This is a genomic window from Bacillus sp. WMMC1349, assembly GCF_013155385.1.
In the GTDB taxonomy this organism is placed as follows: domain Bacteria; phylum Bacillota; class Bacilli; order Bacillales; family Bacillaceae; genus Bacillus.
In genome coordinates this window covers 2,745,535-2,767,448 of the sequence record NZ_JABJUQ010000007.1, presented here as the reverse complement: position 1 = coordinate 2,767,448, position 21,914 = coordinate 2,745,535, and the positions used below count along the sequence as shown (strand labels likewise).

The 21,914-nt window shown below is 38.5% G+C and carries 21 protein-coding genes; 15 read left to right on the top strand and 6 right to left on the bottom strand.

Features of this window, described 5'->3' with window-relative positions; all coding sequences use genetic code 11:
• The first annotated feature begins 384 nt into the window (after positions 1 to 384).
• Together HOO54_RS16505 and HOO54_RS16500 are read left to right on the top strand one after the other, a co-directional pair.
• Positions 385 to 699, top strand: a complete 315-nt coding sequence (locus tag HOO54_RS16505) for a rhodanese-like domain-containing protein (protein ID WP_172297164.1) — start codon at positions 385 to 387, stop codon at positions 697 to 699.
• A gap of 93 nt (positions 700 to 792) precedes the next feature.
• Complete coding sequence (locus tag HOO54_RS16500) at positions 793 to 975, top strand: sporulation protein Cse60 (RefSeq protein ID WP_172297162.1); 183 nt, start codon at positions 793 to 795, stop codon at positions 973 to 975.
• A 91-nt stretch (positions 976 to 1,066) separates the two neighbouring features.
• On the opposite strand, the gene HOO54_RS16495 is transcribed toward HOO54_RS16500, so the two are convergent.
• Together HOO54_RS16495 and HOO54_RS16490 are read right to left on the bottom strand one after the other, a co-directional pair.
• Complete coding sequence (locus tag HOO54_RS16495; RefSeq protein ID WP_172297160.1) at positions 1,067 to 1,906, bottom strand: hypothetical protein; 840 nt, start codon at positions 1,904 to 1,906, stop codon at positions 1,067 to 1,069.
• 369 nt (positions 1,907 to 2,275) lie between these two features.
• Entirely contained in the window at positions 2,276 to 3,559 is a 1,284-nt protein-coding gene (locus tag HOO54_RS16490; RefSeq protein ID WP_172297158.1) for a BaiN/RdsA family NAD(P)/FAD-dependent oxidoreductase, read from the bottom strand.
• A gap of 206 nt (positions 3,560 to 3,765) precedes the next feature.
• Between HOO54_RS16490 and HOO54_RS16485 the strand changes: the two genes are divergently transcribed.
• The gene (locus HOO54_RS16485; protein ID WP_172297156.1) at positions 3,766 to 5,394 is read left to right on the top strand and encodes a putative polysaccharide biosynthesis protein; all 1,629 of its coding nucleotides are present in this window, start codon (positions 3,766 to 3,768) and stop codon (positions 5,392 to 5,394) included.
• A 346-nt stretch (positions 5,395 to 5,740) separates the two neighbouring features.
• On the opposite strand, the gene HOO54_RS16480 is transcribed toward HOO54_RS16485, so the two are convergent.
• The gene (locus tag HOO54_RS16480) at positions 5,741 to 5,962 is read right to left on the bottom strand and encodes a DeoR family transcriptional regulator (RefSeq protein ID WP_172297154.1); all 222 of its coding nucleotides are present in this window, start codon (positions 5,960 to 5,962) and stop codon (positions 5,741 to 5,743) included.
• 250 nt (positions 5,963 to 6,212) lie between these two features.
• Between HOO54_RS16480 and HOO54_RS16475 the strand changes: the two genes are divergently transcribed.
• The 3 genes from HOO54_RS16475 to HOO54_RS16465 all read left to right on the top strand — a co-directional run bounded on the left by HOO54_RS16475 (position 6,213) and on the right by HOO54_RS16465 (position 9,873).
• The gene (locus HOO54_RS16475; RefSeq protein ID WP_172297152.1) at positions 6,213 to 6,920 is read left to right on the top strand and encodes an ABC transporter ATP-binding protein; all 708 of its coding nucleotides are present in this window, start codon (positions 6,213 to 6,215) and stop codon (positions 6,918 to 6,920) included.
• Positions 6,921 to 6,931: 11 nt separating this feature from the next.
• A complete protein-coding gene (locus HOO54_RS16470) occupies positions 6,932 to 8,071 on the top strand; it encodes an ABC transporter permease (RefSeq protein WP_172297150.1) in 1,140 nt (379 codons plus the stop codon).
• A gap of 467 nt (positions 8,072 to 8,538) precedes the next feature.
• A complete protein-coding gene (locus tag HOO54_RS16465; protein WP_172297148.1) occupies positions 8,539 to 9,873 on the top strand; it encodes a hemolysin family protein in 1,335 nt (444 codons plus the stop codon).
• A gap of 328 nt (positions 9,874 to 10,201) precedes the next feature.
• Here HOO54_RS16465 and HOO54_RS16460 read toward each other — a convergent pair whose 3' ends face one another.
• Positions 10,202 to 11,509, bottom strand: coding sequence for an NCS2 family permease (locus HOO54_RS16460; protein ID WP_172297146.1), 1,308 nt, complete (start codon positions 11,507 to 11,509; stop codon positions 10,202 to 10,204).
• A gap of 108 nt (positions 11,510 to 11,617) precedes the next feature.
• Between HOO54_RS16460 and pepV the strand changes: the two genes are divergently transcribed.
• The 6 genes from pepV to HOO54_RS16430 all read left to right on the top strand — a co-directional run bounded on the left by pepV (position 11,618) and on the right by HOO54_RS16430 (position 18,106).
• Positions 11,618 to 13,009 carry a dipeptidase PepV gene (gene pepV / locus HOO54_RS16455; RefSeq protein ID WP_172297144.1) on the top strand — a complete coding sequence of 464 codons (1,392 nt, stop codon included), beginning with the start codon at positions 11,618 to 11,620 and terminating at the stop codon, positions 13,007 to 13,009.
• A gap of 114 nt (positions 13,010 to 13,123) precedes the next feature.
• A complete protein-coding gene (locus HOO54_RS16450) occupies positions 13,124 to 14,296 on the top strand; it encodes an MFS transporter (protein WP_253907699.1) in 1,173 nt (390 codons plus the stop codon).
• 344 nt (positions 14,297 to 14,640) lie between these two features.
• Positions 14,641 to 15,246 carry an RNA 2',3'-cyclic phosphodiesterase gene (thpR, locus tag HOO54_RS16445; RefSeq protein WP_172297142.1) on the top strand — a complete coding sequence of 202 codons (606 nt, stop codon included), beginning with the start codon at positions 14,641 to 14,643 and terminating at the stop codon, positions 15,244 to 15,246.
• Positions 15,230 to 16,168 carry a hypothetical protein gene (locus tag HOO54_RS16440; RefSeq protein WP_172297140.1) on the top strand — a complete coding sequence of 313 codons (939 nt, stop codon included), beginning with the start codon at positions 15,230 to 15,232 and terminating at the stop codon, positions 16,166 to 16,168. The genes thpR and HOO54_RS16440 overlap by 17 nt, the downstream gene beginning before the upstream one ends.
• Before the next feature lie 42 nt (positions 16,169 to 16,210).
• Positions 16,211 to 17,131 (top strand): YegS/Rv2252/BmrU family lipid kinase, encoded by a 921-nt coding sequence (locus HOO54_RS16435; protein ID WP_172297138.1) that lies wholly within the window; start codon positions 16,211 to 16,213, stop codon positions 17,129 to 17,131.
• 180 nt (positions 17,132 to 17,311) lie between these two features.
• Entirely contained in the window at positions 17,312 to 18,106 is a 795-nt protein-coding gene (locus HOO54_RS16430; protein ID WP_172299641.1) for a phosphotransferase family protein, read from the top strand.
• A 3-nt stretch (positions 18,107 to 18,109) separates the two neighbouring features.
• Here HOO54_RS16430 and HOO54_RS16425 read toward each other — a convergent pair whose 3' ends face one another.
• A complete protein-coding gene (locus HOO54_RS16425) occupies positions 18,110 to 18,388 on the bottom strand; it encodes a YtzH-like family protein (protein ID WP_172297136.1) in 279 nt (92 codons plus the stop codon).
• A gap of 181 nt (positions 18,389 to 18,569) precedes the next feature.
• Between HOO54_RS16425 and trmB the strand changes: the two genes are divergently transcribed.
• Complete coding sequence (gene trmB / locus HOO54_RS16420) at positions 18,570 to 19,211, top strand: tRNA (guanosine(46)-N7)-methyltransferase TrmB (protein ID WP_172297134.1); 642 nt, start codon at positions 18,570 to 18,572, stop codon at positions 19,209 to 19,211.
• Between the two features lie 79 nt (positions 19,212 to 19,290).
• Complete coding sequence (locus tag HOO54_RS16415) at positions 19,291 to 20,139, top strand: YtnP family quorum-quenching lactonase (protein ID WP_172297132.1); 849 nt, start codon at positions 19,291 to 19,293, stop codon at positions 20,137 to 20,139.
• Positions 20,140 to 20,284: 145 nt separating this feature from the next.
• On the opposite strand, the gene HOO54_RS16410 is transcribed toward HOO54_RS16415, so the two are convergent.
• A complete protein-coding gene (locus tag HOO54_RS16410) occupies positions 20,285 to 20,599 on the bottom strand; it encodes a PepSY domain-containing protein (protein ID WP_172297130.1) in 315 nt (104 codons plus the stop codon).
• 140 nt (positions 20,600 to 20,739) lie between these two features.
• On the opposite strand from HOO54_RS16410, the gene HOO54_RS16405 reads away from it, so the two are divergent.
• The gene (locus HOO54_RS16405) at positions 20,740 to 21,810 is read left to right on the top strand and encodes a M42 family metallopeptidase (protein ID WP_172297128.1); all 1,071 of its coding nucleotides are present in this window, start codon (positions 20,740 to 20,742) and stop codon (positions 21,808 to 21,810) included.
• The last annotated feature ends 104 nt before the right edge of the window (positions 21,811 to 21,914 follow it).

The following is a 21,914-nucleotide window of genomic DNA, read 5'->3' as shown; positions in this document are numbered from 1 at the left end:
CCTGGAAAGTCGTGTGGATGAATAAAAAATGGGGAATTTGCTCGCTTTCCGCGGGCGATCCGCGAGCCTCCTCGGAGCTCGTTCCTTGCTCCTGTGGGGTCTCGCCTAGCTCGCTGCTTCCGCAGGAGTCTCGCAATTCCCCCTGATTTATGTTGAAAAAGGACTTTTTAGACAGCTTCAAGAAATAGATCAGCTACTTGAACATATTGAAGAAGAACTTGAAGGAAAATCAAATGAAAAGATAGGTATATCGTTTATTCCAGTTTTCTATATTTCGTCTCTTTTTTCTGTATGTATGTTGTTTATTTAATTATCCTAGTCGTTGTAACTCATTTTTGGCTTCAAGTATGAGCTTCACTAAACTATTGCATGGGAGATGGAAACATGACTGTAAAAGAAATGACACCTGATCAATTGAAAGAACAGCTTTCAAAAGGAGAAACGCTGAACATTATCGATGTTAGAGAAGATGAAGAAGTTGTGGAAGGGATGATACCGGAAGCGATCCATATCAAAATGGGAGATATTCCAGAAAAACTCGACCTTTTTCAAAAGGATCAGTCCTATATTTTTGTCTGCCGCTCCGGAAGACGCAGTGAAAATGTTTGTATTTATTTACAAGACAAAGGATTTGATGTTGTAAATATGATCGGTGGTATGCTTGAATGGAGCGGTGATACAAAGCCTAAAACAAAATAAGAACAAAGTTCCTATACAAGAAACATCAAATATGGCATAAAATCATAATGTTGACGGTCTTGGCATACCTTTTATATAGAAAGGAGAGAGCGTATGCTGAAAGTTGCCGTATTTGATGAAGAACATGAAAAAGATTTACAGCATGAGATAAACGAATTTTTAAAAAAGCTGTCTGAAGACCAACTGGTTGAGATAAAATATGATGTATCCGCCGCATGCGACCCTCAAGGTGAACAGCTTTATTGTTTTTCGGCACTGATTTTGTACAGAACATAAACTTGATCTGAAACGACAGGGCTGTCCAATAAGTCGTTTTTTGACTTTTGGATGCCCTTTTCACATTTAATTGTGCTCTTTTCGGATTAACCTACCAATCTACTGCACCAATAGTGTGATATATCCCCCCTTTTAAGTTTGGAGTGAATCTCAAATGAGCCCCTTTAAATGTTTTACTCTTTCCATTTATTCTAAATCTTTTGCCCGTGACAATACTGCCGCGTACATATTTTTTGCCCCAAACCTTATCTCCAAAAAAACCTTTTTGCACGACAGCGTAAGTGATACCAATACTTTTTGCAATACCAGTAGCCCCTTGACGATCGATAGCTAAAATTAAATATTTTTGATGTGGAACACTAAATGTTGAATCAGAATAAAAAGTAATTCCACCAAATTTACGCGAATAATTCCACCATGTGATCACATCAGCAGGCTTCATTTTTTTCCGGTTTAGAGCTTTGCTCACATTTGGCTTGTGCTTGTTGACATATTGATCATTTCCTTGTTTGATGATCTTGTTATCATCACTTGTTAAAGTATTGGAGTTGACTACTACTTTCCATTCAGCATTTAATTTCTTCACTTCGACAGGAGTTTCGCAAACTAATCCACTGTCATAAGATCCTCTTACAACGAAATAATGGTGCTCTTCATCTACTTTTTTTGCCTTGACAACCTCATAGCTATTTAGTTTGTCATGACTCATGATCTCCAAATAGTCGTCAACTGTTAAATGTCTTTCATCGACAATATTGTTCATCATTTTCTCAAGATCTTGATGTTTAACAGCATCAAGATAATCTTCCAGAAATAACTTTGGTGTGGTATTCATATTTTTAGAAATCGCTGATGATTCAGAGGGGGCTACAGTCAACATCCCTAAAACAAAGACTAGTAAAATCGCAATACAAGGAAATCGTTTTCTCAAGCAATATCACTCCCATACATTTTTATCACACTCTATTATTACCATTTTATTTATATTTTTGTAAATAAAATGTTATTTGAGTTATCCGATGATCGTCTTTCCTGAAAGACGTGTGGATGAATAAAAATTGGGGAATTTGCTCGCTTTCTGCGGGCGATCCGCGAGCCTCCTCGGAGCTCGTTCCTTGCTCCTCTTGGGTCTCGCCTGGTTCGCTGTTTCCGCAGGAGTCTCGCAATTCCCCTTGATTTATGTTGAAAAAGGACTTTTTAGACAGCTCCTTGCTCTGCGACTGAAAGCCTCTGTTACCGGCTTCGGCCTAAAAGGCCCGCTGAAAGGGTTTCCCTTCTGCACCACATTCACTCACTCATTCTAAAGAATTTCTTTATTTCTTTCTAAAAGTGAAAATTCTCCCGCATTTAAGCCGGCAAGACGTCCGGTGACAAGAGCAGATGTGATATTGTACCCACCTGTATATCCGTGAATATCAAGAATTTCTCCGCAAAAATAAAGTCCTTGTTTCTTTTTCGATGCCATTTTTTTCGGATCGATTTCTTTAACCGACACACCCCCGCCTGTTATAAATGCCTTTTCAAGTGAAAGCGTGCCATTTACACTAATGGTCAATTCTTTACAGTCATTAACGAACGAGCGGAATCGTTCTTTTGAAAGAGTGGAATACGTTTCCGAAGGATCGATTTGGTTTCGTTCGAAAAGAAACAATAAATATCTTTCCTGCATCCAAGATTTAAGCACATTTTTCAGGGATTTTTTCGGAGCATCTTTCATTTGTTTTTGCATCTGTTGGAAAAGTTGTTCATGATTCATGTTAGGAAATAAATCAAGCTTTAGCTTTACTTTGTCTTGTTTTTTTAATTCTTTTACGACAAATTGACTGCATCGTAATACAGCAGGACCTGATAAGCCAAAATGCGTAAAAATCATGTCCATCTGATGTGTGATGATCGGTTTGCCTTTTTTATTTAACACACTTAAGGCGACATCTCTTAAAGATAGACCTTGCAGTGTTTTTTGTTTAATAAAAGGTTCATCTGATGTAATAGGAACCTCTGTTGGAAAGAGTTCTGTAATCCTATGTCCAGCTTCCTCTGCCCATTGATAACCATCCCCCGTTGATCCGGTGTGTGGTACACTTTTTCCGCCAACCGCCACCACAACAGCGTGAGTATGGAGCTTTTCCTCATTGTTTGTCACAATACCGCACACCTGATCTTCGTCATATAAAACGGATTTCACCTTTTCATTTGTGCGAATTTCCACATCCAGCTGTTCAAGACGTTTCAACAGTGCATCTACTACATTTTGGGCTTTATCTGAAACAGGAAACATCCTTCCATGGTCTTCTTCTTTAAGTTTGACACCGAGACGTTCAAAAAATGTAATAATGTCTTCATTATTAAATTCAGAAAATGCGCTATATAAAAATCGGCCATTCCCAGGGATATGGCGAACCAGTTCATCAATCGGAAGCCGATTGGTGACATTGCAGCGTCCGCCACCTGAGATCGCAAGTTTGCGTCCGAGTTTGTTTCCTTTGTCAATGAGCAAAACGCTTGCTTTGCGTTCACCGGCTGCAATCGCAGCCATAAGACCAGCTGGACCTCCGCCGATGACGATTACATCATAATGTTTCATATATATCCTCAACTTTCCTGAGTTTCAGGCCTGCAAAAAAAGACAGGCAACTAAATTCTATGTTTATTTTTATATTATAACGAAAGAATGACACCTTCTGAAGAAAATTCTGTTAAAATTTAGCCATGTTATTATTACCTAGGTAAGACATCTGTATGTTAAAATAGAAAAGTTGAATCTACAGAAGAAAAATGGTGATTAGGAACATGTCAAGCAAACTGTTAAGAGGCACATTTATATTAACGCTTGGTACCTACATTTCAAGGGTCCTCGGAATGATTTACTTAATTCCATTCGGAGCTATGGTTGGTGCGACAGGCGGTGCCCTGTTCCAGTACGGTTATAACCAATATACAATTTTTTTAAGCATTGCAACGATGGGCTTTCCAGCAGCCGTGTCAAAGTTTGTTTCAAAATATAATTCGATAGGGGATTATGAAACGACAAGAAAGATGCTGCGTGCGGGAATGTCAGTCATGCTTGTCACAGGAATTATTGCTTTTTCACTTCTTTATATGTCTGCACCGTTCTTTGCGGAAGCGGCACTCGGTGCAACAGAAAACAATGGGGTGACAATCGAGCATGTTGTCTATGTCATTCGCATGGTTAGTCTTGCTTTATTGGTTGTACCGATTTTAAGTCTAGTGAGAGGGTTTTTTCAAGGCCATCAAATGATGGAGCCGACAGCTGTTTCACAAGTTATTGAACAGATTGCGAGAATTATCTTTCTCCTAACTGCGACATATTTAACCCTCAAAGTTTTTAACGGTGGTCTTGTTATAGCGATCGGTTATGCAACTTTCGCTGCTTTAATCGGCGCTTTTGCCGGTTTGTTTATCCTTTATTTCTATTGGCAAAAAAGAAAAGATCAATTACTTTCGATGCAGCCTAACCTAGTTCCATCGGCAAATATTACATATAAGGAAATGTTTAAAGAACTGTTTAGCTATGCTGCACCTTATGTGTTCGTTGGACTAGCCATTCCGCTCTATCAGTACATTGATACAAACACATTTAATAAAGCCATGATTGGAGCAGGTTATCGAGATATTAGCCAAGATTTATTGGCGATTGTCACACTTTACGTACCAAAGCTTGTCATGATTCCGGTATCTCTTGCGACAGCTTTCGGGTTAACTTTGATTCCGGCGATTACCGAAAATTTCACGAGTAAAAATTTTGATGGTTTAAAGAGACAGATTGACCAAGCGATGCTGATCATTCTCTTTATTGTCCTCCCAGCTTCTTTCGGAATGTCGTTTCTTTCAGGTCCGGCATACACATTCTTCTATGGATCAGAGAGTCTGCATCCACAATTGGGAGAAGATATTTTATTCTGGTATGCGCCGGTCGCGCTGTTATTTTCTCTTTTTACAGTGAATGCGGCGATCTTGCAGGGCATTAATAAGCAGAAGTTTGCAGTTGTCAGTTTGATGCTGGGGATCATCCTCAAACTTTCTTTAAATATTCCCCTGATCAAGCTATTTCAGGGAAGCGGCTCAATTCTGGCGACTGCTATCGGCTATTCAGTGTCTTTATTATATGGATTCATTATGATCAAGCGACACGCGGGATATTCTTATCGAATGCTATTTAAAAGGTTTTTGTTAATGGTCATCCTGACTTTCATCATGGGTGCCGTCGTCTTGAGTGTTCAATGGCTTCTTAGTTTCTTTATTTCATATGAGGGAGGACGCCTTCGTTCAGCTATCATCATATTGGTGACATCTGTGATCGGCGGTAGTGTTTACCTATATCTCGCCTATCGTTTGAAATTGTTAGGGAAAATATTTGGTCAGCGGTTAAATCGCTTTTTCAAGAGAAAGGCTAATTAGTGATTTAGTCCTCTTTAAGTAGATCGTTCAATCGCTTCATGAGTATTGGCTTTCACTTCTAGGGGACTTTTTATTTATTATGCATTCGTGTATGTTATGAAAAATCTGAAGTTTAATCATTTTGAAGAAATTCTGAAGAATGAAAATCTTCATCCGCAAGTGTGATATCATACCGTTCAGGACTTGACAACTTGCTAAGATCGATATGTATTATCATCACATCAGAACTAAAAATAAAAGACACTCAGAGGGATGAGTGTCTGAAAGACAGAATCGTTTGTGAAAGTCAGTTTTCGAAGTTCTTAATAGCATATGTTCAATTAATGTTCTATTTTTCTGAATATTTTTATGAAGAGATCTTTACTTTCTTTCTTGTAGTTTCCCATTTGCCTCTGCAAGGGCTGTGAACTAAATCATTGTAAGCTAACACATTCAGATCACGCTGGATGGTTCTTGGTGTAATGCCAAATTCATCAACCAGTTCTTGGGTTGTAACGAGTCCCTTTTCTTGAATGAACATGTAAACTGATTTGATTCTGGTAAGCATACGGTTTGTTGAAGGTTTCAAACAACCACTCCCTATCATATGATCGAATGGACTTGACTACCACAACTTACTTACGACTTCAAAATACAGCATGGACGACAAACAAGTATTTCTATAAAACGATCAATAAATATTATACACGATCTACTAGATAAATATCCAGAAAAAAGACGTAACCAAATGTATGAAATAATGAAAATCAAAAAAAGCTGACGAATGAGACCGAACTTCTTTCGCATAAATACGTACATCATAACTGGGGTGATATTTGATGAAACTTTGTGTACATATTGAAAAGGCAGGTTATGATGAAGAACAACCAACAATTGAAAATATTCAATTTTCTGTTGGGGAAGGTGAATTAGTCGGATTAATCGGTCCAAATGGAGCTGGAAAAAGCACGACAATTAAGACGATTCTCGGTTTAACAAAACATGTAAAAGGAAATATTTACTGGAATGGAACATCAAAATATGCATATATACCGGAACAACCGAGTTTTTACGACGAATTGACACTATGGGAGCACATCATAGCTTTAGGGACATTTTTACAAGAAGAGGAGTCTGCTTTTTATAGTAGAGCAAATCAGCTCATCGAACAATTTTCACTCGAACAGGTGATTCACGAATATCCTGGAACCTTTTCAAAGGGAATGCAGCAAAAACTGATGTTAATTCATGCCTTTTTAATGAAACCTGATATGTATATTATTGATGAGCCATTTATTGGACTTGATCCAATCGCAAATCGCTTGTTTTTGGACATGCTGAAAGAAGAGCAAAGGAGAGGGAAGGGGATTTTGCTCTGTACACATGTGCTTGACACTGCAGAAAAAATCTGTGATCGCTTTTTACTTCTTTCAAATGGCTGTTTACTTATGGAAGGCACACTTGGAGAACTCCGTGAGAAAACCGGTATTTCACAAGGTTCGTTGCTCGATTGTTTTTATTTTGCTATAAAGGGTAGATCTCTATGAATGGGAGGAGATTGTTTTTAACCAGGCTGAAGGCTGACTGCCGATATCAGCTTCGGGTATTAGGTTTGGTTATTGATTGGACGATTGCTTTATATCTCATTTTACCTGTGATTGCAATCGGAGGATACCAGTATATCAGCTTGCTGAATGGTTCTGTCTTATCGACTGGTGTTTGGTTTAGCAAGCTTATTTTATTAATGCCTTCTATTTTCACGCTGTTTGGATCTATCAGGACGCTTCTCATGGAAGCAGATCAGCTTTATCTTTTACAAAAAAAGACACTCATTGTTGAGATGAAAAGGTGTGGAGCGATCTATTGTTTATTGATTCAGATATGCAAATGGCTGATATTGTTTGCACTATTTACACCTATATTAGTCAAGCTGTTTCCTTTTAACTTGTTTGATTGTATGACGATTTTCTTTTTCTATTTTAGTGTTAATTTGTTTATTATCGCTGTAAAGCGAAAGTGTTTAGTGAGAAATACAAAAAAAGCCCTTATTGAACAGGTTTTAGCTGTTTTTCTTGGAGGCTGTGCAGTCGTGTTATCAACTTCTGTTTATTTCATCCTGATTGTTGGATTGGTGCTTGCTACAACAGCGGTGAAAATCTGTATTGATTCACTCTCACACTTATTTGTATTTTATCAAGAGGTTGAAAAAGAGATAGATCATAAACTTAGATTTGTTAACCTTTTTTTATCGTTAGACCAAAATGGAACTGTTCCGAAGATAGATAAAAAAGCAAGATCAAAAAAGCCGAGATTATTTTTTTCAAAATCACAAAAACTCTTTAAGATACGAACGATTAAAAATGGATATCGAGAAGTGTTTTTCAAAGTGTTTCTTCGACATGATGATTATAAAGGACAGCTTTTTCGAATAATCGGCGGCTTTACCGCGCTTATCATCTTAGGACCGATCTGGATGAAACTAATGGCTATATTACTTTTTGCTTATGTTTATCATCATCTAATATCAATCCAGTTTGATAAGGTGATGGAACATTCTTATTTATTAGGTGCTGATCATGATAGTGAAGCATTTTATGAAGCTAGGCGCAATTGTATAAATTGGATATATTATCCAGGTTTAACCTGGTGCTGTCTTGTTTCAATTATTAGTACATTTGGCGGTGTTTCACTTTTTTGAAAGAGGTCTTCCTAAATAGATCATTGGAAGGTATCAAAATTTTTTATACGGCTTTAGTCTGTATGTGATCGGGCTGAGGCCTTTTCATTTTTGTGAGACAATCATAATTGCCCCTTCACAAGAATCCTCTTTTTCCTTTAACTAGATCATCCTTCATGATTTTACAATTCTGCACTCTCTCTTCATCTTACTTTTAGCTTGTTGATGTATGAATAGGTGGAACAATAAGCTGTTTGACCCTCTGCTGATCCCACACTAATTGCTTGTACCTACGGGTCCAGCCATCGTTCATGTCTAAATGATTACAATATAATTTGCTCCATTTTTGCACAAGCTAATTGGTGGCGAGTTAAGGAATATTTGAGGTTGCAACATAAAAAATGTTTACTTTCATCGTTAAGAACGACTAAAAATAGTAAAGATTCACGAGCTGATTGATGAATTTATTTTGGTGGGAGATGAAACAATTGCTAACTGAAATCATGATTTTACTAGTACTCATTGTACTTAACGCCTTTTTTGCTGCTTCAGAAATCGCACTTATTTCATTGAATGATAATAAAATGAAGGCGATGGCTGAAGAAGGACATAAAAAGGCAAAATTATTGCAAAATCTTCTGAGTGAACCGAGTCGTTTCCTAGCTACAATTCAAATTGGAATTACCTTGGCTGGATTTTTGGCAAGTGCGTTTGCAGCAGAAAGTTTTGCAGGCAGGATGGCAAATTTATTACAATCCGCTAATGTCCCATTACGGATTGAAACGTTAGAACTTATTTCCGTTATCCTTATAACGCTTCTGTTGTCTTATTTTACTCTTGTATTAGGTGAGCTTGTCCCAAAACGACTTGCATTGCAAAAAGCTGAACCAATTGCAATGTTTACAATTATGCCGTTAACGCTATTGTCGAAGATTTCTTTTCCTTTCGTAAAACTTTTAACAGTTTCTACGAATTCTCTTGTTCGGCTTGCAGGAGTTGATCCAAACGATAATAAAGAGGAAGTAACTGAAGAAGAAATCAGAATGATGGTGGATGTAGGTAATGAGAACGGAACGATTCAAGAAACTGAACGGTTGATGATAAACAACATTTTTGAATTTGACAACAAAACAGTTAGCGATATCATGACCCACCGAAGCCATGTTGTGGGTGTTTCTCTCGATATGCCTTTAAATGAAGTCATAAAACTAATCAACATTGAAAAATATACGAGGATTCCCGTATTTGAAGGAAATATTGATAACATTGTGGGAATTCTTCACGTTAAAGACTTATTAGACTTCATTGAACATGGTGGGGAATCAGAATTAGAGGTAAGCAAAATTTCACGTACACCTTATTTTGTTCCGACTTCTAAAAAAATTGATTTATTATTTAAAGAATTGCAAAAGTACAAGGTTCATATTGCTATCGCAATTGACGAGTATGGCGGAACCGCTGGTATTGTAACCATCGAGGATTTACTTGAAGAAATTGTAGGTAACATTTTTGACGAACATGATGAGGAAGATAAGGAAATCGAAAAAATTGATCCAAGCACTTATATTGTGAATGGTATTGTCAATCTAAGAGATCTTCGCGAACAAGTCAATTTCAAATTTCCATACGAGGAATATGATACGCTCAGTGGTTTTTTGATTGGACAGCTTGGCAGAATACCATTGAAAGGCGAGAATCCGGTAATTGAATATGGAGGCGCAGTATTTAGAGTAGAAGAAGTTGACGAACGAAAAATTAGTAAAGTGAAAATTGAAATGACGAAAAAGCCTGAAGATGAAGACAACAATGGTGCATCTAGCTAAGTGCAAGGTGCATTTTTTATTTTTAACGACCTAAACGAGAAATGATCGATACTTACAGTATAAATTTGGCTGACAACCTTTCAAGGGATGGGGCATTTTTACCATAAAATAAATCAGACTTTCGGTGAAAATATCCGCAAAATGGAGTTGCCTTTTTCAACATAAATCAGGGGAATGGTGAGACTCCTGCGGAAAGCGAGCAATTCACACTACTTTCAGGACCACCTTCAATAAGATATCGATATTTAAAAAAGGTGATGCACTACAAATAGTAGGCAAACACCTTTTTTTCATGAAACAATGGATTGTTCACTTAGAGTTTTGTGATTTAATGACCTTCCAAAAAGAACAGGTGAATGAAAAATAGGACGGCAAACACAAGAATAAGCGGATGAATCTCACGCCATTTGCCTTTTGCCACTTTTACTAAAGGATATGAAATAAAGCCTAGTGAAATACCTGTAGCAATGCTGGATGTGAGTGGCATTGTCAGGATGACAAGAAAGGCTGGGAATGCTTCATCAAGCTCTTTCCAACGGATATTTGTAACAGCACCGATCATCATGCTGCCTACAATAATTAAAGCAGGTGAAGTAATGGCAGCAATTCCAGAAACAGCGCTGACAAGCGGGCTGAAAAATAATGCGGCTCCAAAGAGAACTGCTACTGTTAATGAAGTCAGTCCCGTTCTTCCGCCCGCAGCAACCCCTGCTGATGACTCGATATAGGCAGTTGTCGGACTTGTCCCGAACATAGCACCGATTGTCGTTGCTGTAGAGTCAGCCAGTAGGGCTTTTTTTGCATTTGGGAGCTTATTGTTTTTCATCAGTCCTGCTTGTTCAGCAACTCCGATCATTGTTCCTGTTGTATCAAAGATCGTAACGAGTAAGAATGAAAAAACAACTGAGTAAAGCCCATAATGAATCACATCGCCAAAAGCAGCAAAAGGATTTGTGACAATGAGTTTTTCAGGTAAATGAGGCATTGAGAGAATTCCTTGGTCAAAGTGAAGTTGACCAGTGAAAAAGGCAATCAGCCCAGTCAAGATCATTCCATAAAAAAGAGCACCATTGACATTCATCACCATCAGAACGACGGAAAAAGCTAGACCGACCAATGTTAAAATGACTGCAGGTGAATGGAGATCACCAAGACCAATTAAATTGGCTTTATTTGCTGTGATGATGCCCGCCCCTTTCAAACCAACAAATGCAATAAACAATCCAATTCCGGCTGTGATCCCATGTTTTAAATTAGCAGGAATTGATTCGATCAGTTGTTTTCTTAGAGGTGTTAACGATAAGATAATAAAGAGAATACCTGCTGTAAATACAGCACTAAATGCTGTGTGGTACGTAATTTCACCATGTGAAGCGCCAACAACAGAAACGGCAAAATATGCATTAAGTCCCATCCCTGGTGCAATTGCAATCGGAAAATTGGCTGACAGCGCCATCCAAAGCGTACCTACGACAGCGGCAATAATCGTTGCGGTGAATACTTGATCAAAAGGTATACCAGTCCCAGATAGAATGCTAGGATTCACAACAACGATATAAACCATTGTAAAGAAGGTTGTGATACCCGCTAAAATTTCTTTTTTAACTGTGGTTTGGTTTTCTTTTATATTAAACATTATTTCCTCCAATATCGAACGTTATATCAAAACAAGATCTATAATATTCGTTATAATTGGATTTTGCAAGTGTTTTTTTGCTTTTTACATGAAAGGAAGGGTGAAAAAATGAATTGGGAAAATGAGGTATTGAATAGGAAAGCTGAAATTATTCGCGATATTCAAGACTTTTTAAAAATGAACAGTGTTCTTGATGAAGAAACTGCAGGACCTGGTAAGCCTTTTGGAGAAGGGATTAACAAATGTTTGACAACTCTTTTGGACAAGGGAGCAGTTCACGGGTTTAGTGTGAAAAATCTCGATGGGTATGCAGGACATATTGAATGGGGAAAAGGAGAAGAACTGATTGGTGTCCTCTGTCATATTGATGTCGTTCCACCTGGAGATGGGTGGACAAGCGCTCCGTTTGCTGCAGAAATCAGGGATGGACGCATTTATGCCAGAGGTGCCCTTGATGATAAAGGACCAACAATGGCAGCATTTCATGCGCTTAACATTTTAAAAGAACTGAACCTGCCTTTGTCAAAACGAATTAGATTGATCATTGGAACTGATGAAGAAAGTGATTGGCGCTGTGTCGAACATTATTTTCAACATGAAGAGATGCCTTCGGCTGGTTTTGCTCCAGATGCTGATTTTCCGATTATTTACGCAGAAAAAGGCCTGATTGATGCAACTTTACAAATTAAATGTCCCCCACATGAAAAAAAAGCCAATCTTGTTTTGGAAGAATTTCAAGCTGGTAAGCGCCTGAACATGGTTCCAGATGAGGCTGAGGCTACACTTTCGGGAACGGTTACAGATGACTTTAAACAGGCTTTTGCCACATTTGTCAAGGAAAAACATGGAGAAGGACAGATGACGAAAAAAGACAATACTGTGATCGTAAAAGTGTTCGGAAAATCTGCTCACGCTATGGAGCCAAATAACGGTGTTAATGCAGGACTTATTTTGGCTGCATTTTTACATACTCAAACACTTGATACAGCAGGTCATCATTTTGTGAAAACAGTGTATGAAGCTTTTTACGATGATACCCGAGGCAGAAAAATCGGAATTGCCTGTGATGATGAAATGAGCGGAGAACTAACCTTGAATGTTGGTCGTATGAATTATCAGGCTGAACAAGGTGGCGAGATCGGGATTAATATCCGCTATCCGGTCACAAAGAAGAGCGGTCCGATTCAAGACTCACTGCAAGGACTAACAGGAATGGAGCTTAGCAGTTTTCAAGACAGCCACCCTCATTATGTATCTAAAGATCATCAGCTGATTAAAACGCTCCAGAAAGTATATCATGAGCAAACCGGTGAAAAAGCAGACTTAATTTCCATCGGCGGAGCGACATATGCTCGATCATTAAAAGCAGGCGTTGCCTTTGGACCACTGTTCCCTGGTCGTCCTGATGTGGCTCACCAAAAAGATGAATATATGGAAATTGATGATCTTTTGCGTTCAGTATCATTGTATGCTCAAGCAATGTATGAATTGGCAAAGTGATGATATGGAAAGCCGGCTGAAAAAGCCGGCTTATTTAGTGTGAGCTATTGCCGGACCCAAAATTAAATCATATAGTTATAGGTGTAGGAACCGTTGAGGGGAGAGGGAGCTATTTTGAACTTACATATGAGTAAGCGGTTTTATTCATTCTATTTTTTATTCTTTTTTGGCTATGGCGCGTTTTTTCCGCTCTTGTCTGTCTACTTAAAGGACGCTGTCCACTTATCTGGAGGACAGATTGGGTTGATCATGTCGATCAGTCCAGTTGTTATGATATTCATTCAGCCTATTTGGGGGATGGCAAGTGACTTAACACGAAAACCAACGGTATTGCTAACGCTGGCTTTACTATTTACCGCTATATTTGCATTTTTATTCTCGTTTGCACATTCGTTTGTAATCCTGATGGTGATGATGGTCTTACTTTCGATGTTTCAAAGTGCAGTTGTTCCGCTTTCAGATAGTATTGCGATTGACTTTGCTGAGAAATCTAAGATCCCTTATGGCTCGATCAGGCTCTGGGGAGCCCTTGGGTTTGCAGCAGCTGTGTTTATAATAGGCAGGCTTGCAGAAACATTTCATCTTTCCGTGATTTTTTATACGTTTATGATTTTTTTAATTTTGGCAGCGGTATTTGCTTCAAGGCTTCCGAAAGAAAATAAAACAATGAAGGTTAATTTAAAATCAGGGATTAAAGAACTTCTTAAAATTAAAAAATACTTTCTTTTTTTAGTAGCGGCTTTTTTTATGATGGGCCCGACTTTAGCTCACAATATTTATTTCGGAATTTATATTAATGAAATTGGCGGTACACTTGCCGGGGTAGGCATCGCGTTTTTGTTTGCAGCCGGTAGTGAGGCTCCATTTATGAAGGCAGCGAACGGTTTCATTCAGCGGTTTGGAATTGAGAGAGTGTTGTTATTTGCTGTTTTTATTTCTTCAGTGCGCTGGATTTTTTATTTTTTTATGCCATCACTCCCATTTGTTTATGCAACATGTGTTGTTCAAGGCTTTTCAGTCGGACTGTTCATTCCTGCCGCTCTTCAATATGTTAGAAAGTTGGCACCAGCACATTTAGGTGCAACAGCGATTAGTTTATATTCAGCAGTTGGTAACGGTTTGGGAAATTGGTTTAGTACATATATGGGGGGCTTAATTTTTGAAAGGTATTCAGCACTCTATGTTTACCTTTTCTTTGGTATTTTATCTACGCTCTCTTTTCTGATCATTTTGGGAATAAATATCTTTGCGAAAAAAGCGTGTGCAATGGAATCTTCAATTTCATAATGGGCTGTCCTGAAAGTCGTGTGGATGAATAAAAATTGGGGAATTTGCTTGCTTTCCGCGGGCGATCCGCGAGCCTCCTCGGAGCTCGTTCCTTGCTCCTCTTGGGTCTCGCCTGGCTCCGCAGGAGTCTCGTAATTCCCCCTGATTTATGTTGAAAAAGGACTTTTTAGACAGCTCCTTTTTCATTTTCATTCTTGTTTTGCTCTACACTAGGAATTGGTTCAATTTTACAAAATGGTTTACCTAATATCACCATAAAGCATGGAAAAGTAAAAAAGAAAGGTTATAAGTACCATAAATATTTGTTAAAATGTAAAGAAGATGAATGGAAGGAAGTTATACATATGTCTGTACAACCGCATTATTTTATTGGAATTCCATTTCCGGCAGAGCTTTCAGAGCATCTTCATCAAATAATGAAAGATAATCCGGATTTTTCTTTTCATAAATGGGTGCATCCTTTAGATTATCACTTGACCCTTGTGTTTCTAGGATCTGCTGATCAAGATCAGCTTTTAGCACTTGAGAACAAACTTCAGCTAATTGCTGAGCATATTTCTTCTTTTCAGCTCACACTGAAAAAAACCGGAACATTCGGCAAATCGTCACAACCAAGGATACTTTATGTCGAACCAGAACATTCGAAAATTCTTTTACATGTAAGAGAACAGGTGAAAAGGGCCGCTTCTGAAGTGGGTTTTGCCATCGAGAATCGGTCATTTCACCCGCATATTACAATTGCGAGAAAATGGAAGTCTGCTGTTCCTTTTCATGGACATACCCAAACATTGAAAAACGACATATCATTCACAGCAAAGCAGTTCGTCATTTTTGCGACCCATTTAAACCAACTTCCCAAATATGAACATAAAACTGTTATCGTTTTTGGGAAACAGGCGGCAACAGACGAGCAGGATTCGGAGATGAAAAACAATGGCACAGATTATTAAAATACAGGACTGTATTTCAAGATATGAGCAAGATCCTTATCACTATATGAATCAATATATTCGCTTAAAAAAACAGCGTTGGCAGTCAATGGTCGACATTGCGAAAGAGAAGGAAGCGGCTCAACTTCTTGAATCTCAATCTTTAGAGGAAGAAAAAGGGCGTCAAAAAAAATTTTCATTAAAGAGAAAAAAAGATATATCCGATATTAAGACTAGCAATGAAGTGAATGGTCAGTTATTTAACAGTTTAGATAAGGATCTAAACGAATCGTTTCTTGCGAGGATTCCTGTGGATAGAAAAGATTTACTATCTTTTTTTAAGGAATATATTTATGAGTTCCAGTTAAAATGGGCAAGCTCGACGATTTCAGACATTTCCAAGCTTTCCCGGGAAATAAAGAATGACAAGATCCTGCAAATTTTAGCTCAGCAGCTTCCTGATTCTTATTTTCTGATGTATCGTCCGGTTTTACAAGTTAATCAAGCAACAGCCGAACTGAGCACCATCATTTTAACTCCGCTTGAAATCTTTTGTGTCGTATTTCTTGAAGGTGAAAGGGAAAGTGTTTTTAATGGTTCCAAAAACCGTTTTTGGAAAGAGAAAACAGTAAGAGGTGTGGAGAAGTCTGTTTTGAATCCTTCTACTGAACTTTTAAGGACAGGATCTATTGTGACGGGTTTATTAAAAAAAGCAAAGATTGACCTCCCTATCCACAAAGTGATCATCAGCAGAACATCTTTTATCGATTACCCTGACCCGCCATATGGAATAGAAGTTTTTGATAGAAGACAGTGGAGTGATTGGCTAGCAAAACATAAAAAAAATATTGCTCCCATTAAAAATCAACAGCTAAAAACGGCAAAGCTTTTGTTATCTTATGGAGTCTCAGATTCAAAGCGAAGAAAGGAATGGCTCAATTAGCTATTCATGCATTTTTTAGAATGTCAAATGGAGAAATAAATTATGAGTGAATGGTATATCATCATTAATCCGAAAGCAGGAAACTCGTCATCTCTTAGCGTTTGGAAAACATTGCAAAAGGAACTTCGGAAAGCAAATGTATCGTATCGCTCGTTTATGACACAGTATCCTGGGCATGCAGAGGTTTTGGCACGACAAATATCAACGATACAGGATGATAGGTTGAAACGTTTGCTAGTTGTTGGCGGGGACGGAACGATCCATGAAGTGTTGAATGGTTTAATCAGTCTCCAAGATATTCAACTAAGCGTCATTCCAGTGGGCTCAGGAAATGATTTTAAGCGAGGTTATTCCGTTAAAAAGTCACAGATGATCAAAAATTTAAAACGGACAGGGGAATCGCTTACACGCACTTATGCACTGGGCAGTTTTCAAACAAAAGATAGTTCAAATGAGCTTTATTTTGCTAATCATCTTAGTATCGGTTTTGACGTCTATGCTGAAAAAAAAATCTCAGAATTACCGAAATGGGTGAGGTTTTTGAAGTTGAAGCCGTTGCTTCATCCAATCATCTTTTTTGTGTCTGCTTTTACATTTAAACCGTTTGTCCTTTCAATTGAAACTGAAGGAGAAACTAGAACATATAAAAAAGTCTGGTTTACAGCTGTTTCAAATCATCCATACTATGGTGGAGGAATGAAGATTGCACCAAATGCAAGTCCCCGTGAGGCTATTTTGGATGTGATGATCATTGAAGACCTTCCAACACTCAAAAAAGCCGGTCTTTTGCTTGCTATGGCCTTTGGAAAGCATATAGGCAAAATAGGTGTTAACGTATTTAAAACGAAAGAAATCTACTTTCATACAAATGAAAGAATCCTATTCCAAGCAGACGGTGAAATCATTGGTTCAACGCCGGTTCTTGTTAAAACAAGCACCGATTCTCTCCGTTTAAAAGTTTAATTATGCTTGACGAAGTTTGCCAGATAGCGATAAAATTTAAAAGACGGCTATTGTTTAGCACAGATGACTCTCAATAGCCGTCTTTTTATTTGAATATAGAATGAACATAAAACGTTTTTTTCTATTAGAAGGCATTAAATGCCTTTAAAATCTTTGAGAAATGATGGGTTGAAAATCGATATGAACTGGTTGGGACAATTATTAGGTAGCGAATGGGAAATTTCCCCCGCGGGAGGAGCTACAGGAGATGCATTTTATGCAAAACATAATGGACAGCAACTTTTTTTAAAACGGAATAGCTCTCCTTTTTTAGCTGTCTTGTCTGCGGAAGGAATTGTTCCTAAGCTCGTTTGGACGAAACGATTGGAAAATGGAGATGTGATTACAGCGCAACACTGGCTTAAAGGCAGGGAGCTGAAACCGAAAGATATGAACAGTCAAGCGGTGGCTGAGATGCTTCGGAAAATCCATACTTCAAAAGAGCTGTTGGATATGCTGAAAAGACTCGGTATTCAGCCTTTTCAGCCAAGTTCCGTAATCACACAATTAAAACAATTTATCCAAGCCCAACAGTATTCGATTCCACAGCTTGAACAAGTCCTTTTTTATCTTGAACATCATCTGAATGATGTAAAGTGCGCAGCAAAAGTTGTCTGCCACTGTGATGTGAATCATAATAATTGGCTTTTGACAGATGAAGATCAGCTTTATTTAATTGATTGGGACGGTGCTATGATTGCAGATCCTGCCATTGATTTAGGGCATCTGCTTTACCACTATGTTGGGGAGCAAGATTGGGAAAACTGGCTGAAACGTTATGGTATTTCATTAACTGACAATCTAAAGCTCAGGATGGCTTGGTACGTATTGGCAGAGGCTGCAATTTCACCGCTTTGGCAACTAAAAAGAGGAAATCATGAGAGCTTCCATCAAGACCTTGAACAGCTTAACATACTAATAGAGCGTCTTATCTGACCATTACGAAAATGAATCAATATCTTCTACCCACTGTGTGAGTTGATCTTGATGCTCAAGAATATGATTTTGAATAGAAGGTGATGATTTTCCTCTTTGGCTGTAGAGGTATATATCTTCGAGCACACCTTTAAAGTTAGCATCAAGGTCTATATTTGTGTATAACGATTTAATGATTCGTTCAACCTGTTCACATTCAGCAACAGTACCGGAGCAATCTGCTTGATGGTCAGAAAGAATGTCTTTTAATAGGTGCATTTGATTTTCGTGATTTAATCCCATAAAAATGCCACTTCCCTTCATTCGCAGTATATGGATATATTGTTCAGGAAAGATGTTTTTTATACACGAAGGATCTGGACCTCAGAGAGCTCAGGTTCTTTTTTGCCTTGGGAGAAATCTTGCGGGACAATACATTTCATGATATGTTGTTAGTCGATATTACAGATAGAGGTGTAAGTACATGAGAATGCGTCACAAGCCTTGGGCGGATGATTACTTGGCGGAGAACTCACATATTGTCATCAGTGATCCGTCTAAATATAAAGGGGTATGGCATTCCATTTTTGGAAATGACAATCCGATCCATATTGAAGTAGGGACTGGAAAAGGTCAGTTTATTTCAGGTATGGCCGAGAAAAATCCAGATGTGAACTATATTGGCATTGAGTTGTTTAAAAGCGTTATCGTCACTGCGGTTGATAGATTAAAACAAACAGAAGTGCCGAATGTCAAATTGTTAAATATCAATGCAGAGATGCTCCCAGATGTATTTGCAGATGGGGAAATTAAAAGAGTCTATTTGAATTTTTCTGATCCGTGGCCAAAAAAGCGTCATGAAAAACGCCGTTTGACAAACCAGGTGTTTTTGAAAAAATATGAGCAGGTGTTAGGGGGCAAGGGGGCCATTCACTTTAAAACAGATAACCGTGGTTTATTCGAATACTCTTTAAAAAGTTTTTCTGAATACGGTCTTGTTTTGACATTTATTAGCCTTGACTTGCACCAAAGCGATTTTGAAGATAATGTAATGACTGAATATGAAGAAAAGTTTTCTGCTAAAGGTCAGCCTATTTACAGAGTTGAAGCTGAGTGGAGAATATGAAAAAACAGACATTCCCCAGGTCTGTTTTTTGTTTTGCTTAAATGATCTTTTTGCTAGGATAGAGTGGGAGGGATATTAGATGGAAATGTTAAATATCGGGAATATTAAATTGACTTGGTTAAATGGCGGTGTCACACATATGGACGGAGGCGCCATGTTTGGTGTTGTGCCAAAACCACTTTGGTCAAAAAAATATGCTGTCAATGATAAGAATCAGATTGAGTTGAGGACAGATCCAATCCTCGTTCAAAAGGGCGGAGTAAATCTGTTAATCGATTCAGGCATCGGATTTGGCAAAATGACGGATAAACAAAAAAGAAACTATGGAGTTACAGAAGAAACTTCACTTGATCAATCATTAAAAACACTTGGACTTTCAACAGATGATATCGATGCTGTGTTGATGACCCACCTTCATTTTGATCATGCGAGCGGATTAACACGTTATGAAGGAGATGAACTTGTTTCTGTTTTCAAAAATGCTGTGATTTATACGTCTTCCATTGAATGGGAAGAAATGAAACATCCCAATATTCGCTCCAAAAATACATACTGGAAAGAAAACTGGGAAGCGATTCAACATCAGGTGAAAACGTTTACAGAAAAGCGTGAAATTGTCCAAGGAATCTCCATGTATCATACAGGTGGACACAGTGACGGTCATGCCATCATAGTGCTGGAAGATTCGGGTGAAACAGCTTTTCATATGGCGGATATCATGCCTACACATGCCCATCGGAATCCTTTATGGGTGCTTGCCTATGATGATTATCCGCTCAACTCAATTGCTGCTAAACAAAAGTGGCAGGCAAAAGCAGCTGAAAAAGATGCGTGGTATATCTTTTATCATGATGCGGTTTTCAGAGCTTTAAAATGGGATGAAAACGGAGATATTACAGTGTCATTGAGAAGAGAGAAGAGTTTATAATCTGACAAGAGGGGTGTTCTGAAAGTAATGTAGATGAATAAAAATGGGGAATTTGCTCGCTTTCCGCGGGCAAGCCGCGAGCCTCTCTGTTCCCGCCTGAGTCTCGCAATTTCCCCTTGATCCATGTTAATAAAGACTTTTCATACTATGCTGCAGTGTCAATAACATCTACAATCATGCCTGTTTTTGCATCAACCATCACTTCATACTGTTCAAGCTCTCCTAAGACTGAACGAGTGACCCCTGTTTTATAAACGGTTACGGTTTCACCATTTACTTTATATGGCTCAGGAACAGTATAAATCCATGATCCATCAATCGGACCTCTCTGTTTAAAAGCGGATTTTACGATGCGAAGCGCTTTTTCTGAAGAAATGTAAGGTGATGCGACATATTCTTTGACAACAAAAGCTGCTGCAATGCCGATTCCCGCTCCAAGAACAAAATGACGCAACTTCATAATCGATTAGCACCTCCAAAGTTTCTTATTTTTCATTATACAGAACATGTCCTTTCATGTTAAGAATAGCTTCTTTTCTGGAAAGATATTGTGTACTTATGTAAAATGTGTACTAGATCTATATGAAATGAGGGAAACAGATGAACCACGAAACGAAAATACTATTTCAAACGCTGACCGAACTTCCTGGTGCACCCGGAAATGAACATCTTGTCCGTGCCTTCATGAAAAAGGAACTTGAAAAATATTCTGATGAGATCATTCAAGATCGGCTTGGCGGAGTGTTTGGCGTAAAACAAGGTCCTAAGGATAGTCCGAAAATTATGGCGGCTGGCCATATGGATGAAGTAGGATTTATGGTAACTGCTATTACGGATAATGGCATGATTCGGTTTCAAACGCTTGGCGGTTGGTGGAGCCAGGTGCTTTTGGCTCAGCGTGTCGAAATCCATACAGAGAATGGGCCGATTCCGGGAATCATTGCAAGCAAACCACCTCATATTCTAAGTGATGAAGAGCGGAAACGTCCAATGGATATTAAAGCAATGGTGATTGATATCGGTGCAGATGATCGGGAAGATGCAGAGAAGATCGGTGTCAGACCGGGGCAACAAATTGTGCCAATCTGTCCGTTTACACCGCTAGCTAATCAAAAAAAATGGATGGCGAAAGCATGGGATAACCGTTATGGGTGCGGTTTAAGCATCGAATTAATGAAAGAAGTGCAGGGAGTAGACCTTCCGAACACCCTGTATTCAGGAGCAACTGTTCAAGAAGAAGTTGGCACAAGAGGAGCCCAGGCTGCAGCCAATATGATTCAACCTGATTTATTTTTTGCGCTTGATGCCAGCCCGGCAAACGATACGTACGGAGATAAACAGCAATTTGGTCAGCTTGGAAAAGGGGTGCTTTTAAGGATTTTTGACAGGACAATGGTGACTCACAGAGAAATGAGAAATTTTGTGCTTGATACTGCTGAAACCTATGATATTCCATATCAATATTTTGTTTCACGAGGCGGGACAGATGCTGGAAGAGTGCATATTTCTAATGATGGTGTCCCTTCAGCAGTGATCGGTATCTGTTCAAGGTATATTCATACAGCAGCTTCTATTATTCATGTTGATGATTATCAAGCTGCAAAAGAATTGCTCATCAAGCTGGTAAAAGCATGTGACAGATCTTTAGTTCAATCGATTATAAATGATTAATATTTAAAACTATTTTGTCCTGAAAGTAATGTCCATTTATAAAAATCGGGAAATTTGCTCGCTTTCCGCGGGCGATCTGCGAGTCTTCTCGGAGCTCGTTCCTT

What these genes read in the sequence shown, in the direction of transcription:
- HOO54_RS16505 (WP_172297164.1), top strand. Translation starts at nt 385, where the DNA reads ATGACTGTAAAAGAAATGACACCTGATCAATTGAAAGAACAGCTTTCA.
- HOO54_RS16500 (WP_172297162.1), top strand. Translation starts at nt 793, where the DNA reads ATGCTGAAAGTTGCCGTATTTGATGAAGAACATGAAAAAGATTTACAG.
- HOO54_RS16490 (WP_172297158.1), bottom strand. Translation starts at nt 3,559, where the DNA reads ATGAAACATTATGATGTAATCGTCATCGGCGGAGGTCCAGCTGGTCTT.
- HOO54_RS16485 (WP_172297156.1), top strand. Translation starts at nt 3,766, where the DNA reads ATGTCAAGCAAACTGTTAAGAGGCACATTTATATTAACGCTTGGTACC.
- HOO54_RS16475 (WP_172297152.1), top strand. Translation starts at nt 6,213, where the DNA reads ATGAAACTTTGTGTACATATTGAAAAGGCAGGTTATGATGAAGAACAA.
- HOO54_RS16460 (WP_172297146.1), bottom strand. Translation starts at nt 11,509, where the DNA reads ATGTTTAATATAAAAGAAAACCAAACCACAGTTAAAAAAGAAATTTTA.
- pepV (WP_172297144.1), top strand. Translation starts at nt 11,618, where the DNA reads ATGAATTGGGAAAATGAGGTATTGAATAGGAAAGCTGAAATTATTCGC.
- thpR (WP_172297142.1), top strand. Translation starts at nt 14,641, where the DNA reads ATGTCTGTACAACCGCATTATTTTATTGGAATTCCATTTCCGGCAGAG.
- HOO54_RS16440 (WP_172297140.1), top strand. Translation starts at nt 15,230, where the DNA reads ATGGCACAGATTATTAAAATACAGGACTGTATTTCAAGATATGAGCAA.
- HOO54_RS16435 (WP_172297138.1), top strand. Translation starts at nt 16,211, where the DNA reads ATGAGTGAATGGTATATCATCATTAATCCGAAAGCAGGAAACTCGTCA.
- HOO54_RS16430 (WP_172299641.1), top strand. Translation starts at nt 17,312, where the DNA reads ATGAACTGGTTGGGACAATTATTAGGTAGCGAATGGGAAATTTCCCCC.
- HOO54_RS16425 (WP_172297136.1), bottom strand. Translation starts at nt 18,388, where the DNA reads ATGGGATTAAATCACGAAAATCAAATGCACCTATTAAAAGACATTCTT.
- trmB (WP_172297134.1), top strand. Translation starts at nt 18,570, where the DNA reads ATGAGAATGCGTCACAAGCCTTGGGCGGATGATTACTTGGCGGAGAAC.
- HOO54_RS16415 (WP_172297132.1), top strand. Translation starts at nt 19,291, where the DNA reads ATGGAAATGTTAAATATCGGGAATATTAAATTGACTTGGTTAAATGGC.
- HOO54_RS16410 (WP_172297130.1), bottom strand. Translation starts at nt 20,599, where the DNA reads ATGAAGTTGCGTCATTTTGTTCTTGGAGCGGGAATCGGCATTGCAGCA.
- HOO54_RS16405 (WP_172297128.1), top strand. Translation starts at nt 20,740, where the DNA reads ATGAACCACGAAACGAAAATACTATTTCAAACGCTGACCGAACTTCCT.